This is a genomic window from Candidatus Allofournierella merdavium (assembly GCF_944382735.1).
Lineage (GTDB): Bacteria > Bacillota > Clostridia > Oscillospirales > Ruminococcaceae > Allofournierella_A > Allofournierella_A merdavium.
Genome location: NZ_CALWND010000006.1, coordinates 47,918 through 61,397 on the forward strand (window position 1 = coordinate 47,918; position 13,480 = coordinate 61,397).

A 13,480-nucleotide genomic window follows, 5' to 3' on the forward strand; every position below is an offset into this window, starting at 1 on the left:
GGCACAAGGAGGCATTGCTATGAACATCATCGAGACGCGCGATCTGTGCAAGCGATACGGCGGCGTGATGCGGGTGGCCCATCTGGACCTGGACGTGCCCGAGGGCAGCGTCTACGGCTTTCTGGGGCCCAACGGGGCGGGGAAGTCCACCACACTGAAAATGATTTTGGGTCTGGTGCGCCCCACGGCGGGCAGCATCCGGGTGCTGGGCGAGAGGATGGAGGGGGCCGGCCGCCTGGCGGTGCTGCGGCAGGTGGGCAGCCTCATCGAGAGCCCCAGCTACTACGGCCACCTCACCGGCGAGGAGAACCTGCGCATCGTCCAGACCCTGCGGGGCGCGCCGGAAAAGAGCGTGGGGGAGGTGCTGGGCATCGTCCGGCTGGAGGGCCAGCGGAACAAAAAGGTGGCCCACTACTCCCTGGGCATGAAGCAGCGGCTGGGGCTGGCGGCGGCGCTGCTGGGCCGGCCCAGGCTGCTCATTCTGGACGAGCCCACCAACGGCCTGGACCCGGCGGGCATCCAGGAGATGCGCCAGCTCATCCGCGACCTGCCCGGCCGGTTCGGCATGACGGTGGTGGTGTCCAGCCACCTGCTGAGCGAGATCGACCAGATGGCCGACCATGTGGCGGTCATCCGGGAGGGGGAACTGGTGTTCCAGGACACGCTGGCGGCCCTCCACGGCCGCAGCACCCACCACCTGGCCCTGCGCACCGACAACAACGGGCTGGCCTGCGACCTGCTGGCCCAGCGGTCGGTGCCCTGCCGGGAGGAGGAGGGCTGGCTCATCCTGCCCGTCCTGCGGGACGAGGACGCCGCCCGGCTCACCCGCTTTCTGGCGGAGAACCGCCTGGGGGTGGTGCGCCTGGAGGAGCGGCAGAAGAGCCTGGAGGACATTTTCCTGGAGTTGACGGGAAAGGCGGCGAGCCTGTGAAACTGCTGAAACTGGAATTTTACAAGTGCCGCCGGCGCAGGATCACGCTGGTGTGCGCCGCCGTGCTGGCGGTGGAGCTGCTGTGGATGGGCGCTTTCTTTGACCGGCAGAGCGCGGAGGACATGCGCTGGGGCTGGATGCTGCTCCTTTACAACCTGGCTATGGTGGACGCCATCGTGATGCCCCTGAGCGTGGCCACCCTGGCCAGCCGCAGCTGCGAGCTGGAGCACAGGGGCAACACCTGGAAGCTGCTGGAGACCATGGCCTCCCCCGGCGGGCTGTACGCCGCGAAACTGGGCTGGGGGGCGCTGGTGCTGGCGGCGCTGCTGGCCCTGCGCGCGGGGGTGTTCCTGGCGGCGGGCGTCGTCATCGGCTTTCCCGGCCCCGCGCCCTGGGGGCGCTTTGGGTTGTTCACCCTGCTCTCCTGGGCGGTGTCCATGATGGCCTGGGCGCTGCAGCAGGGGCTGTCGCTGCGCTTTGCAAACCAGGCGGCGGCGCTGGTGTGCGGCATCGCCGGCAGCTTTCTGGGCCTGCTCTCCCTGCTGTTCCCGCCGGCCCTCACCCGATGCGTGCCCTGGGGCTACTACGGCCTGCTGGCGCTGGCGGGCATGAACTGGGACGAGGCCACCCGTGTCACCAGCTTTTACTGGCGCTGGCCGCTGCCCGGCGATCTGGCCCTGCTGCTGGCCTGGACGGCGGTGTTCCTGGCCGCGGGCCGGGCGCTGTTTCTGAAAAAGGAGGTGTGAGGGATGTTTCTTCGCTGCCTGAAAGCGGAGCTGCAAAAGTGCCGCCGCGCCCCGGTGTGGCTGGCCTTCGTGCTGCTGCCCGCGGTGCCCGCGGCGCTGGGCACCGGCAACTACCTGGCCAACCGGCAGGTGCTGGAAGACGGCTGGTACAGCCTGTGGGGCCAGCACACCCTGTTCTCCTCCACCTTTTTCCTGCCCGCTCTGCTGGGGGTATTCTGCGCCTGGCAATGGCGGCTGGAGCACGCCGGCCACAACTGGAACAGCTTCCTCACCGCGCCGGTGGGGCGCTTTCGGCTGTACGCCGCCAAGCTGACCCTGGCCGCGGGGGCGTCGGTGCTGGCCCAGGGATGCATCGGGGCGCTGTTCGTCCTCAGCGGCAAGCTGGCGGGCGTTCCCGGCCCGGTGCCGCCCCAGCTGCCCGGCTGGCTGCTCTGCGGGGCGCTGGGCGGGGTGGCGGTGTGCGCGGCCCAGCTGTTTTTGAGCCTCGTCGTTCGGGCCTTCGCCCCGCCGGTGGCCTTCGGGCTGGCGGGGGGCATCCTGGGCCTGCTGGCCACCGCCCAGGGCCTCGGGTACGCCTTCCCCTACTCGCTGCTCTGCCTGGGGATGCGTGCCAACAACCCCCGGCTGGAATTGGCGCTGCCCGCCTTCGCCCTCTCGGCGCTGGCGTACACGGGGGCCTTCGTCCTGCTGGCCGTGGGGTGTCTGCGCCGGCGGGACGCGGCGGCGGAGTGATCCGGATGACGCTTGAAAAGGGAAACGGCATGCCGTTTCCCTTTCTTTTTGCGCCGTGGGGCAAACTCCGGGTCGATTTTTCTTGACGAACGGCCCCGGCGGGCTTACACTGTTAAAAGACCCAAATCATCACGCCGCAGCCAGCGGCGGGGAAAAGGAGTATTGTGCAATGAACAACCGTGAAAAGAATTTCGACACCATCGTGGCCCTGTGCAAGAGCCGGGGCTTCGTCTTCCCCGGCAGCGAGATCTACGGCGGCCTTGCCAACAGCTGGGACTACGGCCCCCTGGGCGTGGAGTTCAAGAACAATGTGAAGAAGGCGTGGCTGAAGAAGTTCGTGCAGGAGAGCCCCACCAATGTGGGCCTGGACGCCGCCATCATCATGAACCCCCAGACCTGGGTGACCACCGGCCATGTGGCGGGCTTCTCCGACCCCCTGCTGGACTGCAAGAGCTGTAAGGCCCGCCACCGGGCGGACAAGCTGGTGGAGGACGCCCACCCCGAGGTGAACGCCGACGCCATGAGCCAGGAGGAACTGGACGAGTTCATCGCCACCCATGACGACGTGGTCTGCCCCGTGTGCGGCAAGCACGACTTCACACCCATCCGCAAGTTCAACCTGATGTTCAAAACCGCCATCGGCGTCACCGAGGACTCCTCCTCCGTGTGCTACCTGCGGCCGGAGACCGCCCAGGGCATCTTTGTGAACTTCGCCAACATCCAGCGCACCACCCGCCGCAAGCTGCCCTTCGGTGTGTGCCAGGTGGGCAAGGCCTTCCGCAACGAGATCACCCCCGGCAACTTCACCTTCCGCACACGGGAGTTCGAGCAGATGGAGTGTGAGTTCTTCTGCAAGCCCGGCACCGACCTGGAGTGGTTCGCCTACTGGAAGGACTTCTGCAAGAACTGGCTGCTGAGTCTCGGCATCAAGGAGGAGAACCTCCGCCTGCGGGACCACGACCCCGCCGAGCTGGCCTTCTACTCCCGCGCCACCACCGACATCGAGTACGCCTTCCCCTTCACCGACTGGGGCGAGCTGTGGGGCATCGCCGACCGCACCGACTACGACCTGGGCCGCCACCAGGAGGCCAGCGGCAAGAGCCTGGAATACTTCGACCCGGAGACCAACGAGCACTACATCCCCTACGTCATCGAGCCCAGCCTGGGCGCCGACCGGGTGGCCCTGGCCTTCCTGTGCGAGGCCTATGACGAGGAGATCGTGGACGAGGCCAAGAACGACAAGCGGGTGGTGCTGCGGCTGCACCCGGCGCTGGCACCCTACAAGGCGGCGGTGCTGCCCCTGAGCAAGAAGCTGGGCGAGCAGGCCCGGCCCATCTGGCAGCAGCTGGCCAAGTACTTCATGGTGGACTACGACGAGACCGGCTCCATCGGCAAGCGCTACCGCCGCCAGGACGAGATCGGCACCCCCCTGTGCGTCACCGTGGACTTCGACACCTTCGGCGACGGCGAAAAGGCCGGCGACGGCTGCGTGACCATCCGCGACCGGGACACCATGGAGCAGGTGCGTCTGCCCATCGACCAGGTCAAGGACTACATCGAGAAAAAGATCGAATTCTGAACCCCCGCGCAACCAACCCCCCTGGGCCTGCCGGCAGCGGCAGGCCCTCTTTGCGTGGATCAAGGAGAAACAGCAAATGAACGTGATCCGTCAGATTCTTATTGTGTTCGGCATCTGTCTTGCCGCCACCGTGGTGAGCGGCCTTTTGCCCTTCACCCTGCCCGCCAGCGTGCTGGCCATCCTGCTGCTGGCCGGCCTTTTGGGCGTCGGCCTTGTCAAAGAGGGCTCGGTGGCCGGCGTGTGTGATTTTTTGCAGAAAAACCTGACCTTCCTCTTTTTGCCCGCAGGCGTGGGCCTGCTGGAATATCTGGACGTGCTGGCCGAGAGCGGCGTCGCCCTGGCGGCGGTCTGCGTTGTCAGCGGGTTTTTTACCTTTGCTGCCGCCCTCACCGTGCGGCTGGTGCAGCGAATCCAGAAAGGAGTGCGTCATGAAAGAACTCATCTGTGACAACAACGTCTTTGGCATTGTGCTCTGCGCCCTGACGTGGCAGATCGGTCTGTGGGTGGCAGCCAAGTGCAAAAATCCGCTGATCCACCCGCTGCTGGTGGCCATCGCCCTGACGGTGGCGGCGCTGGCGGCCTTCCGCATCCCGCTGGAGTGGTTTTATAAGGGCGCCGATTATCTGGACATGCTGCTGCTGCCCGCCACCGCGGCGCTGGGCCTGTCGGTCTGGCGCCAGCGCCAGGTGCTGAAAGAAAATTTCTGGCCGGTGGTGCTGGGCTGCGCCGTGGGCGCGGTGGTCAACGCGGTGGTGGCCATCGGCCTGTGCCGGCTGCTGGCCATGGACGACTCCCTCGCCGGCAGCGTGCTGCCCCACAGCGCCACCACCCCCATCGCCATCGCCCTCAGTGAGGCCGGCGGCGGCCTGCCCGCCGTCACCACCCTCTGCGTGCTCTTCACCGGCATCGTGGGGGCGGCCTTCGCGCCGTTGCTGGTCAAACTCTTCCGGTTGGAGGAGCACCCGGTGGCGGCGGGGGTAGCCATCGGCTCCGCCAGCCACGCCGTCGGCACCGGCCGCGCCATGGAGATGGGCCCGGTGCAGGGCGCCATGAGCAGCGTGGCCATCGGTGTGGCGGGCCTGCTCACCACCCTGCTCTCGCTGGTGTGGTGAGGGCTTTCCCTTCCCATACTGAAAATACGCCGGCGCAAGGCGGCGAAGAAAAGGAGAATGATCCATGGACAAGAACCTGATGAACAAGTACGCCGAATTCATCGTCAAGGTGGGGGTGAACGTGAACCCCGGCCAGACCCTCATCATCCAGAGCCCGGTGGAGACTGCCTTCTTCGCCCGGGCCTGCGCCGAGGCGGCCTTTGCCGCCGGCGCCGCGGACGTGGTGGTGAAATATTCCGACGAGCAGCTCACCCGCATCCGGATGGACAAGGCCAGCGAGGCGGTGCTGTGCGACGTGAAGCCCCATCTGCTGCGCAGCTATCTGGACTATGTGGAGAGCGAGGGCGGCGCCTGCGTTCTGAACATCCACGCCGACGACCCCGAGGCCCTGAAGGGCCTGGACGCGGGCAAGCTGAACCGGGTGAACATGGCCCGCCGCGCCGCGCTGGAGCCCTGGCGCAACTATACCATGAACGATCTCATCCAGTGGTGCGTGGTGGCCATCCCCAGCCCCGCCTGGGCGGCGGTGGTGTTTCCCGGCATGGAGACCGGGGCGGCGGTGGAAAAGCTGTGGCAGCTGATCTTTGAGGTCTGCCGCATCGACGCGGACTCCGACCCGGTGGAAGTCTGGAAGGCGCACACCGCCCGCATGAGCGAAAACCGCGACAAGCTGAACGCCCTGGACCTGGAGAGCATCCACATGACCAGCGCGAACGGCACCGATCTGGTGGTGGGCCTGGCGGACGACCACACCTGGGAGGGCGCGGCCGGCGTGGCCGCCAACGGCATCCCCTTCATCCCCAACATCCCCACCGAGGAGGTGTTCACCGCGCCCCACCGGCTGCATGTGGACGGCGTGGTCAAGGGCACCAGGCCCTATGTCTACAACGGCCAGCTGATCGAGGGCTTCTCGGTGACCTTTAAGGACGGCAGGGTGGTGGCCCACTCCGCCGAAAAGAACGATGAACTGCTGGCGGAACTTCTGGCCAGCGACGAGGGCGCTTGCCGCATCGGTGAGATCGCCCTGGTGCCCGCTTCCAGCCCCATCAACCGCAGCGGCGTTTTGTTCTACAACACCCTCTTCGACGAGAACGCCGCCTGCCACATCGCCTTCGGCGCGGGCTACCCCGGCACCGTCAAGGGCGGCAATTCCATGAGCAAGGACGAGCTGCTGGCCCTGGGCGTGAACGACTCCGCCGTCCACGAGGACGTGATGGTGGGCGCGGCGGACATGACCATCACCGGCCGCTGCAAGGACGGCCGCACCGTGACCATTTTTGAGAACGGCGAGTGGGCGCTGTGAGCGGAGGATAAAGCGCCTCGCGAAAGGCTGCGCCCGGCCGGGCAAAAAGCCCAAAGCCGCCGGGCGCAGCCCCCAAACCCCGCAAAAAGGCCAAAACCGCGCCGCGAAAGGCTTGCAAAAGCAAAAACGGCGTGGTATAATGCCAGAGTAAGAATGTTTGACTGGAGAGTGAGCCGCAAGGCTCGCTCTCTTTGCATGTTTGGGAGGTTTTGCCATGGCGAAAGGAAACGGCGGCGGCAACACGGCGCGCACGGTGGAGCAGCTGGTGCGGCCGGTGGTGGAGGGCATGGGCCTGCGGCTGTGGGACGTGCGCTTTGAAAAGGAGGGGCCGGACTGGTTCCTTCGCATCTTCATCGACCGGGACACCCCGCTGGACACCGACACCTGCGAGGCGGTGAGCCGGGCCATCGACCCGGTGATCGACGCCGCCGACCCCATCGACCAGAGCTACTTCATGGAGGTGGGCAGCCCGGGCCTGGGCCGGCGGCTCACCCGGCCCGAACATTTTGAGGCCTGTCTGGGCCAGAAGATCGCCGCCCGCCTCATCCGCCCGGACGCTTCCGGCGCACGGGAGCTGGAGGGCATCCTGCACGGCTTTACCAATGGCGACATCACCCTGGAGGGCCCGGCGGGCCCCGTCACCTTCCCCCTCGCAAACGCCAGCTTCGTGAAGCTGTGCGACGACGAGGACCTGTTCTGATCCCGGCGCAGTTTTCGCGCCTTTACAAAATTCTACGGCCCGTGTGCGCGGTCGGTCAAAATTGGAGGAAACGGAAAAAATGAACGCAGAGTTTTTTGAGGCCCTGAACATGCTGGGCAAGGAGCGCGGCCTCTCCCCCGAGTACCTGATCGAGAAGATCAAGGCGGCCATCGTCATCGCCGTCAAGAAGGACTACGAGGTGGAGGATGACAACGTGCTGGTGGAGATCGACCCCGCCACCGGCAAGTTCTCGGTGAACCTGGTGCAGGACGTGGTGGAAGAGGTGGAGAACCCCCACACCCAGCTTTCGCTGGAGCAGGCCCAGGCCATCCGCAAGACCTACCAGGTGGGCCAGCGGGTGGTGACCCCCCTCAAGACCAAGGAGTTCGGCCGCATCGCCGCCCAGACCGCCAAGCACGTCATCCGGCAGGGCATCCGGGAGGCCGAGCGCAGCCAGCTGTACAGCGAGATGCAGTCCAAGGCCCACGAGATCGTCACCGCCCAGGTGGTGCGCATCGACACCGAGCGGGGCATCGTGGTGCTGGACATGGGCAAGGGCGAGGCGGTGCTGCCCCGTTCTGAGCAGGTGCCCGGCGAAGAGTTCTACGAGGGCCAGCATGTGCAGGTGTACGTCAAGGACGTGATCGTCACCGAGCGCGGGCCCCGCATCATCATCAGCCGCACCAGCGAGCAGCTGGTGAAGCGGATGTTCGAGATGGAGGTGCCCGAGATCTTCGACGGCACCGTGGAGATCCGCGCCATCGCCCGGGAGGCGGGCGTGCGCACCAAGATGGCCGTCTGGTCCAAGGACGAGAACGTGGATCCGGTGGGCGCCTGCATCGGCGCCCACGGCGCCCGGGTCAATCAGATCGTGGAGCAGCTGCACGGCGAGAAGATCGACGTGGTGCGCTGGAGCGAGGACATCACCGAGTTCATCGGCGCGGCCCTCAGCCCCGCCAAGGTGCTGAAGGTGGAGATCCTGGAGGGCGAGCGCAAGGCCTGCCGGGTCACCGTGCCCGACCATCAGCTGAGCCTGGCCATCGGCAACAAGGGCCAGAACGCCCGGCTGTGCGCCCGGCTCACCGGCTACAACATCGACATCCGCCCCGAGAGCGGCTATTACGGCGAGGACACCGACGACTGAACTCCTCTTTGCCGTTCATACTAAGAGAAGAAAGGAAGCTGCCCCGTGCAACAACGAAAGATCCCTTTGCGCCGCTGCACCGGCTGCAATGAGCAGAAGCCCAAAAAAGAGCTGGTGCGCATCGTGCGCAGCCCTCAGGGCGAGATCGCCCTGGACCGTGTGGGCAAGATGCCCGGCCGGGGCGCCTACCTGTGCCCCAGCGCCCAGTGCCTTGCCAAGGCCCGCAAGGCCAAACGCCTGGAGCGCGCGCTGGACGCGCAGATCCCGCCCGAGGTCTACGAGCGGATCGAACAAGAGATAGAAGGAGCCCAAGGTGGAGACAAATAACCAAAAACTGTTTGCAGCCCTGTCGCTGTGCAAAAAGGCGGGCAGGCTGGTGCTGGGCTTCGACGCCGTGATGGACAGCGTGTACCGGGGCAAAGCCCGGCTGGTGCTGCTGGCCGGCGACGTGAGCGAGGGCACCGCAAAGCGGGTGCGCCGCAATTGCGAGGATCTGGTGCCCTGTTTGCAGATGCCCCTCGCCCAGGCGGACCTGTGCCCCATCACCTGGAAAAAGGTGGGCGTCTACGCCGTGACCGACGAGCAGCTGGCCGTTTTGTGCCGCCGCAGCCTCGAGCAGAACAAGGAGGACAACGCATGATCATTAAATACAAAGTGAGCGAGGTCGCCAAAGACCTGAACAAACCCGCCAAGCAGATCATCGACCTGCTGGCTGCCCTGGGGGGCGAACCCAAGAAGGTGGGCGCCAACCTGGATGAGACGGAACTGAACTACATCTTCGAGCGCATGACCCAGGAGAACGCCGAGGCGGACCTCGCCGCCTACCTGGACAGCGCCCCCAAGCCCAAGCCCAAGGAGAGCGAGATCCTGAAAAAGGCGGACGGCACCGTGGTGGAGATGCCCCGGCCCAAGCACCACAAGACGGAGAAGAAGCCGGAGGACGCCGCCCCCGCCCCCAAACGGGAGGTGGTCACCAAGGTGGTGGACACCCGCACCGTGGACGTGAACCTGGACAAATTCAACGAGAAGTACACCGAACTGGCGGGCACCAAGAACGTGGAGAACCGCCGCAAGCCCACCCCGGCGGGCAACAAACAGAAGTTCGCGAACAACAAGAACCGGGGCCGCCAGCCCTTCCAGAAGAAGCGGGAGACCGAGGCCGAGCGGCTGCAGCGCATCCAGCTGGAGAAGGCCCGCAAGGCCCAGCTGAAGGTGCAGATCCCCGACGAGATCACCGTGGGCGAGCTGGCCAGCCGCCTGAAGCAGACCGCCAGCAACGTGATCAAAAAGCTGATGGGCCTGGGCGTGATGGCCTCGGTCAGCGAGGTGGTGGACTTCGACACCGCCGCCATCGTGGCCGAGGAGTTCGGCGCCAAGGTGGAGAAAGAGGTGCACGTCACCATCGAGGAGCGGCTGTTCGAGGTGGAAGAGGATAGCGCCGCCGATCTGGTGGAGCGCCCGCCCGTGGTGGTGGTGATGGGCCACGTCGACCACGGCAAGACCAGCATCCTGGACGCCATCCGCAAGACACATGTGACCGAGGGCGAGGCCGGCGGCATCACCCAGCACATCGGCGCGTATCAGGTCACCGCCGGCGGCAAGACCATCACCTTCCTGGACACCCCCGGCCACGAGGCATTCACCAGCATGCGCGCCCGCGGCGCCAACATGACCGACATCGCCGTGCTGGTGGTGGCCGCCGACGACGGCATCATGCCGCAGACGGTGGAGTCCATCAACCACGCCAAGGCCGCCAAGGTGTCGGTGATCGTGGCCATCAACAAGATGGATAAGCCCACCGCCAACCCCGAGCGGGTGATGGAGCAGCTCACCCAGTACGAATTGGTCCCCGAGCAGTGGGGCGGCGACGTGATCTGCGTGCCGGTGTCCGCCCTCACCGGCCAGGGCATCCCCGAACTTCTGGAGAGCATCAACCTGGTGGCCGAGGTGCGGGAGCTGAAGGCCAACCCCAACCGCCGCGCCAAGGGCGCCGTGGTGGAGGCCCGGCTGGACAAGGGCCAGGGCCCCGTGGCCACCATCCTGGTGCAGAACGGCACCCTGCACAAGGGCGACTGCATCATCGCCGGCACCGCCGTGGGCCGTGTGCGCACCATGAAGAACGACAAGGGCCAGTACATCGAGGACGCCGGCCCCTCCACCCCTGTGGAGATCACCGGCCTCACCGAGGTGCCCGCCGCGGGCGATCTGTTCGACGCGGTGGCGGACGAGAAGCTGGCCCGCGAACTGGCCGACCAGCGCGCCGCCGAGGCCAAGGAGCGCCAGTTCAGCACCTACCAGAAGGTCACCCTGGATAACCTGTTCAGCCAGATCGCCGAGGGCGAGCGCAAGGAGCTGGACATCATCGTCAAGGCGGACGTGCAGGGCAGCGCCGAGGCCGTGAAGCAGAGCCTGGAGAAGATCAGCAACGACGAGGTGCGGGTGAAGGTCATCCACACCGGCGTGGGCGCGGTGAACAAGTCCGACGTGATGCTGGCCAACGCCTCCGGCGCCATCATCATCGGCTTCAACGTGCGGCCCGACCCCGTGGCCAAGGAGGAGGCCGCCCAGGCCGAGGTGGAGATGCGGATGTACCGCGTGATCTACGACGCCATCAACGACGTCACCGACGCCATGAAGGGCATGCTGGCCCCCAAGATCCGCGAGGTGGAGCAGGGCCGTCTGGAGGTGCGCCAGGTCTACAAGATCAGCAGCGTGGGCCAGGTGGCCGGCTGCTATGTGCTGGAGGGCAAGATCACCCGGTCCAGCAAGATCCGGGTGGTGCGCGACGGCATCGTGGTCACCGAGGACGAGATCGCCAGCCTGCGCCGCTTCAAGGACGACGTGAAAGAGGTGGCCCAGGGCTACGAGTGCGGCGTGACCCTGGAGAAGTTCTCCGACATCAAAGAGGGCGATATCTTCGAGGCCTACATCCTGGAAGAGTATCGGGACTGACGAGGTGAGAGAATGCCCAATCCGAAAAATCAGGGCCGGCTGGCCCAGGATATGAAGCGGGAGCTGATCGGCATCGTGGGGCAGATGAAGGACCCCCGCCTTGCCGGCGGCCTGCTCACCATCACCCGGCTGGACGTCACGCAGGACCTGGACCAGGCCCGGGTGTTCGTCAGCGTGCTGGGGGACGAGGCGGCCGCCAAGGAGGCGGTGGCGGCGCTCAACCGGGCCACCGGCCATGTGCGCACCGAGATCTCCCGCCGCATGCACATCCGCAAGGCGCCCCGCTTTGTGTTTTTGCGGGACGAGGGCGCGGCCTACGCCGCCCACATCAACGAGCTGCTGGCCGACCTCCACAAGGAGGAGCAGGCTTAAGCGGCCCCGCCGCAGGGTGCGGCGAAAGAAGGAGAAACCATGAGTGAGATTCTGGAATTGCTGACCCTGATCAGCCGCCTGCTCCACGCGGAGAACGTGCTGATCCTGTGTCACAAAAACCCCGACGGCGACACGGTGGGTTCCTCCGCGGCGCTGTATCACGCCCTGAAGGGCCTGGGGAAAACGGCGGCGCTGCTCTGCTCCGACCCCATCCCCGCCCGGTATGCCTACATGCAGATCGAACTGTACACCGGCCAGTTTGAGCCGGGGTATGTGGTGGCGGTGGATGTGGCGGGCATCCAGCTGTTCGGCGACGGGGCAAGGCCCTATTCCGACCGGGTGGACCTGTGCATCGACCACCACGGCTCCAACAGCGGCTACGCCGACGCCATGTATCTGGACGCCTCGGCCGCCGCCACCGCCGAGATCATCTATCAGCTGCTGGAGGCCATGCAGGTGCCCATCACCCCGGTGATCGCCGACTGCCTGTACACCGGCATCTCCACCGACACCGGCTGCTTCCTCTACAACAACACCACCGCCCACACCCACAAGGTGGCGGCGGCGCTGATGGAGGCCGGCGCCCGGGTGGGCGAATTGAATGCCCTGCTCTTCGAGAGCAAGTCGAAAGGGCGCATCGCCATCGAGCGCACCGCGCTGGAGAACCTGGAGTACTATTTCGACGAGCAGTGCGCCCTCATCTACATGACGCGGGAGCAGATCGCCGCCTCCGGCGTGTCCGCTGCCGAACTGGAGGGCGTCACCGGCCTGCCCCGCAAGATCGAGGGCGTGCGGGTGGGCGTCACCCTGCGCCAGCAGCCCGGCGGCAGCTATAAGGTGAGCATCCGCACCGTCAAAGGGGTGGACGCCTGCGCCATCGCCAAGCGGCTGGGCGGCGGCGGCCACGAGCAGGCCGCCGGCTGCGAGCTGGAGGGCAACCTGGACAACGCCAAGGCCGCGGTGCTGGCCGAGGTGGAAAAGGAACTGGCCCGCTGCGCCCAGGGCGCAAAGGAGGAGGAATGAGTCCTCTGTGCGGCATCCTGCCGGTGGACAAGCCCGCCGGCTGGACCAGCTTCGACGTGATTGCAAAGCTGCGGGGGGTGCTGGCCACCCGCAAGCTGGGCCACTCCGGCACGCTGGACCCCATGGCCACCGGGGTGCTGCCGGTGTTCGTGGGCGCCGCCGCCAAGGCGGTGGACCTGCAGCCGGACCACGATAAGGCCTACCGGGCCGAGGTGCGCTTCGGCCTTGCCACCGACACCGGCGATGTGACCGGCACGCCGGTGGCAGCAGGGGAGAACATCCCCGACGCGGCGGCGGTGGAAGGGGCGCTGGCCGCCTTCCTGGGCCCCCGGATGCAGACGCCGCCCATGTACTCGGCGGTGAAGGTGGGGGGCGTGCCCCTCTACAAGCTGGCCCGCCAGGGCAAAACGGTGGAGCGGGCCCCCCGCCCGGTCACCTTCTACCGGCTGGAGCTGGCACAACAGACCGCCCCCGACCGGTTCGTTATCGACATCGAGTGCAGCAAGGGCACCTATGTGCGCACCCTGGTGGAGGATGTGGGGGCGGCCCTGGGCTGCCCCGCCTGCCTGGCGGCGCTGCGGCGCACCCGGGCGGGGGCGTTCACCTTGGACAGCTGCGTCACGATGGACAAGATCCAGGCCGCCAAAGAGGCGGGGGAGCTGGAAAAACTCCTGCTGGGGGTGGACACGGTGTTCGCCCACCTGCCCGCCGCCGCGGTGAGCGAGGCCGAGCGGCTGCGGCTGTTGAACGGCGCGCTGGTGCGCCGGGCCGACCTTGCCCCCGGGCGCTGGCGGCTCTATGCCGGCGATGCCTTCCTGGGCCTGGGCGAGGCCGGGGACGGAACCCTGCGCGCCGAAAAACTGTTTGTGGAAAGGGCGTGAAACGC

At 66.6% G+C, this 13,480-nt stretch carries 15 protein-coding genes; all 15 read left to right on the forward strand.

Going from position 1 to position 13,480, the window contains the following annotated elements; all coding sequences use genetic code 11:
- Positions 1-19: 19 nt before the first annotated feature.
- The 15 genes from ACH2A7_RS06030 to truB all read left to right on the forward strand — a co-directional run bounded on the left by ACH2A7_RS06030 (position 20) and on the right by truB (position 13,475).
- Positions 20-931: an ATP-binding cassette domain-containing protein gene (locus ACH2A7_RS06030; RefSeq protein ID WP_394960777.1), complete on the forward strand. Its 912-nt coding sequence runs from the start codon at positions 20-22 to the stop codon at positions 929-931.
- The gene (locus ACH2A7_RS06035) at positions 928-1,677 is read left to right on the forward strand and encodes an ABC transporter permease (protein WP_394960778.1); all 750 of its coding nucleotides are present in this window, start codon (positions 928-930) and stop codon (positions 1,675-1,677) included. The genes ACH2A7_RS06030 and ACH2A7_RS06035 overlap by 4 nt, the downstream gene beginning before the upstream one ends.
- Before the next feature lie 3 nt (positions 1,678-1,680).
- Complete coding sequence (locus ACH2A7_RS06040) at positions 1,681-2,409, forward strand: ABC transporter permease (protein WP_394960779.1); 729 nt, start codon at positions 1,681-1,683, stop codon at positions 2,407-2,409.
- Positions 2,410-2,578: 169 nt separating this feature from the next.
- Positions 2,579-3,988: a glycine--tRNA ligase gene (locus ACH2A7_RS06045; RefSeq protein ID WP_394960780.1), complete on the forward strand. Its 1,410-nt coding sequence runs from the start codon at positions 2,579-2,581 to the stop codon at positions 3,986-3,988.
- A 76-nt stretch (positions 3,989-4,064) separates the two neighbouring features.
- The gene (locus ACH2A7_RS06050) at positions 4,065-4,436 is read left to right on the forward strand and encodes a CidA/LrgA family protein (protein ID WP_394960781.1); all 372 of its coding nucleotides are present in this window, start codon (positions 4,065-4,067) and stop codon (positions 4,434-4,436) included.
- Positions 4,417-5,100 (forward strand): LrgB family protein, encoded by a 684-nt coding sequence (locus tag ACH2A7_RS06055; protein WP_394960782.1) that lies wholly within the window; start codon positions 4,417-4,419, stop codon positions 5,098-5,100. The genes ACH2A7_RS06050 and ACH2A7_RS06055 overlap by 20 nt, the downstream gene beginning before the upstream one ends.
- 64 nt (positions 5,101-5,164) lie before the next feature.
- Complete coding sequence (locus tag ACH2A7_RS06060) at positions 5,165-6,403, forward strand: aminopeptidase (RefSeq protein WP_394960783.1); 1,239 nt, start codon at positions 5,165-5,167, stop codon at positions 6,401-6,403.
- A 214-nt stretch (positions 6,404-6,617) separates the two neighbouring features.
- Positions 6,618-7,103, forward strand: coding sequence for a ribosome maturation factor RimP (gene rimP, locus ACH2A7_RS06065; RefSeq protein ID WP_394960784.1), 486 nt, complete (start codon positions 6,618-6,620; stop codon positions 7,101-7,103).
- 79 nt (positions 7,104-7,182) lie between these two features.
- Positions 7,183-8,247 (forward strand): transcription termination factor NusA, encoded by a 1,065-nt coding sequence (gene nusA, locus ACH2A7_RS06070; protein WP_394960785.1) that lies wholly within the window; start codon positions 7,183-7,185, stop codon positions 8,245-8,247.
- A gap of 45 nt (positions 8,248-8,292) precedes the next feature.
- On the forward strand, positions 8,293-8,574 hold the full coding sequence (gene rnpM / locus ACH2A7_RS06075) for an RNase P modulator RnpM (RefSeq protein ID WP_394960786.1): 282 nt from the start codon (positions 8,293-8,295) through the stop codon (positions 8,572-8,574).
- Positions 8,561-8,887, forward strand: a complete 327-nt coding sequence (locus tag ACH2A7_RS06080; protein WP_394960787.1) for a L7Ae/L30e/S12e/Gadd45 family ribosomal protein — start codon at positions 8,561-8,563, stop codon at positions 8,885-8,887. The genes rnpM and ACH2A7_RS06080 overlap by 14 nt, the downstream gene beginning before the upstream one ends.
- Entirely contained in the window at positions 8,884-11,199 is a 2,316-nt protein-coding gene (gene infB, locus ACH2A7_RS06085) for a translation initiation factor IF-2 (RefSeq protein WP_394960788.1), read from the forward strand. The genes ACH2A7_RS06080 and infB overlap by 4 nt, the downstream gene beginning before the upstream one ends.
- A gap of 12 nt (positions 11,200-11,211) precedes the next feature.
- Positions 11,212-11,571, forward strand: a complete 360-nt coding sequence (gene rbfA, locus ACH2A7_RS06090) for a 30S ribosome-binding factor RbfA (protein ID WP_394960789.1) — start codon at positions 11,212-11,214, stop codon at positions 11,569-11,571.
- A 39-nt stretch (positions 11,572-11,610) separates the two neighbouring features.
- Positions 11,611-12,594, forward strand: a complete 984-nt coding sequence (locus ACH2A7_RS06095; protein ID WP_394960790.1) for a bifunctional oligoribonuclease/PAP phosphatase NrnA — start codon at positions 11,611-11,613, stop codon at positions 12,592-12,594.
- Entirely contained in the window at positions 12,591-13,475 is an 885-nt protein-coding gene (truB, locus tag ACH2A7_RS06100; RefSeq protein WP_394960791.1) for a tRNA pseudouridine(55) synthase TruB, read from the forward strand. The genes ACH2A7_RS06095 and truB overlap by 4 nt, the downstream gene beginning before the upstream one ends.
- The last annotated feature ends 5 nt before the right edge of the window (positions 13,476-13,480 follow it).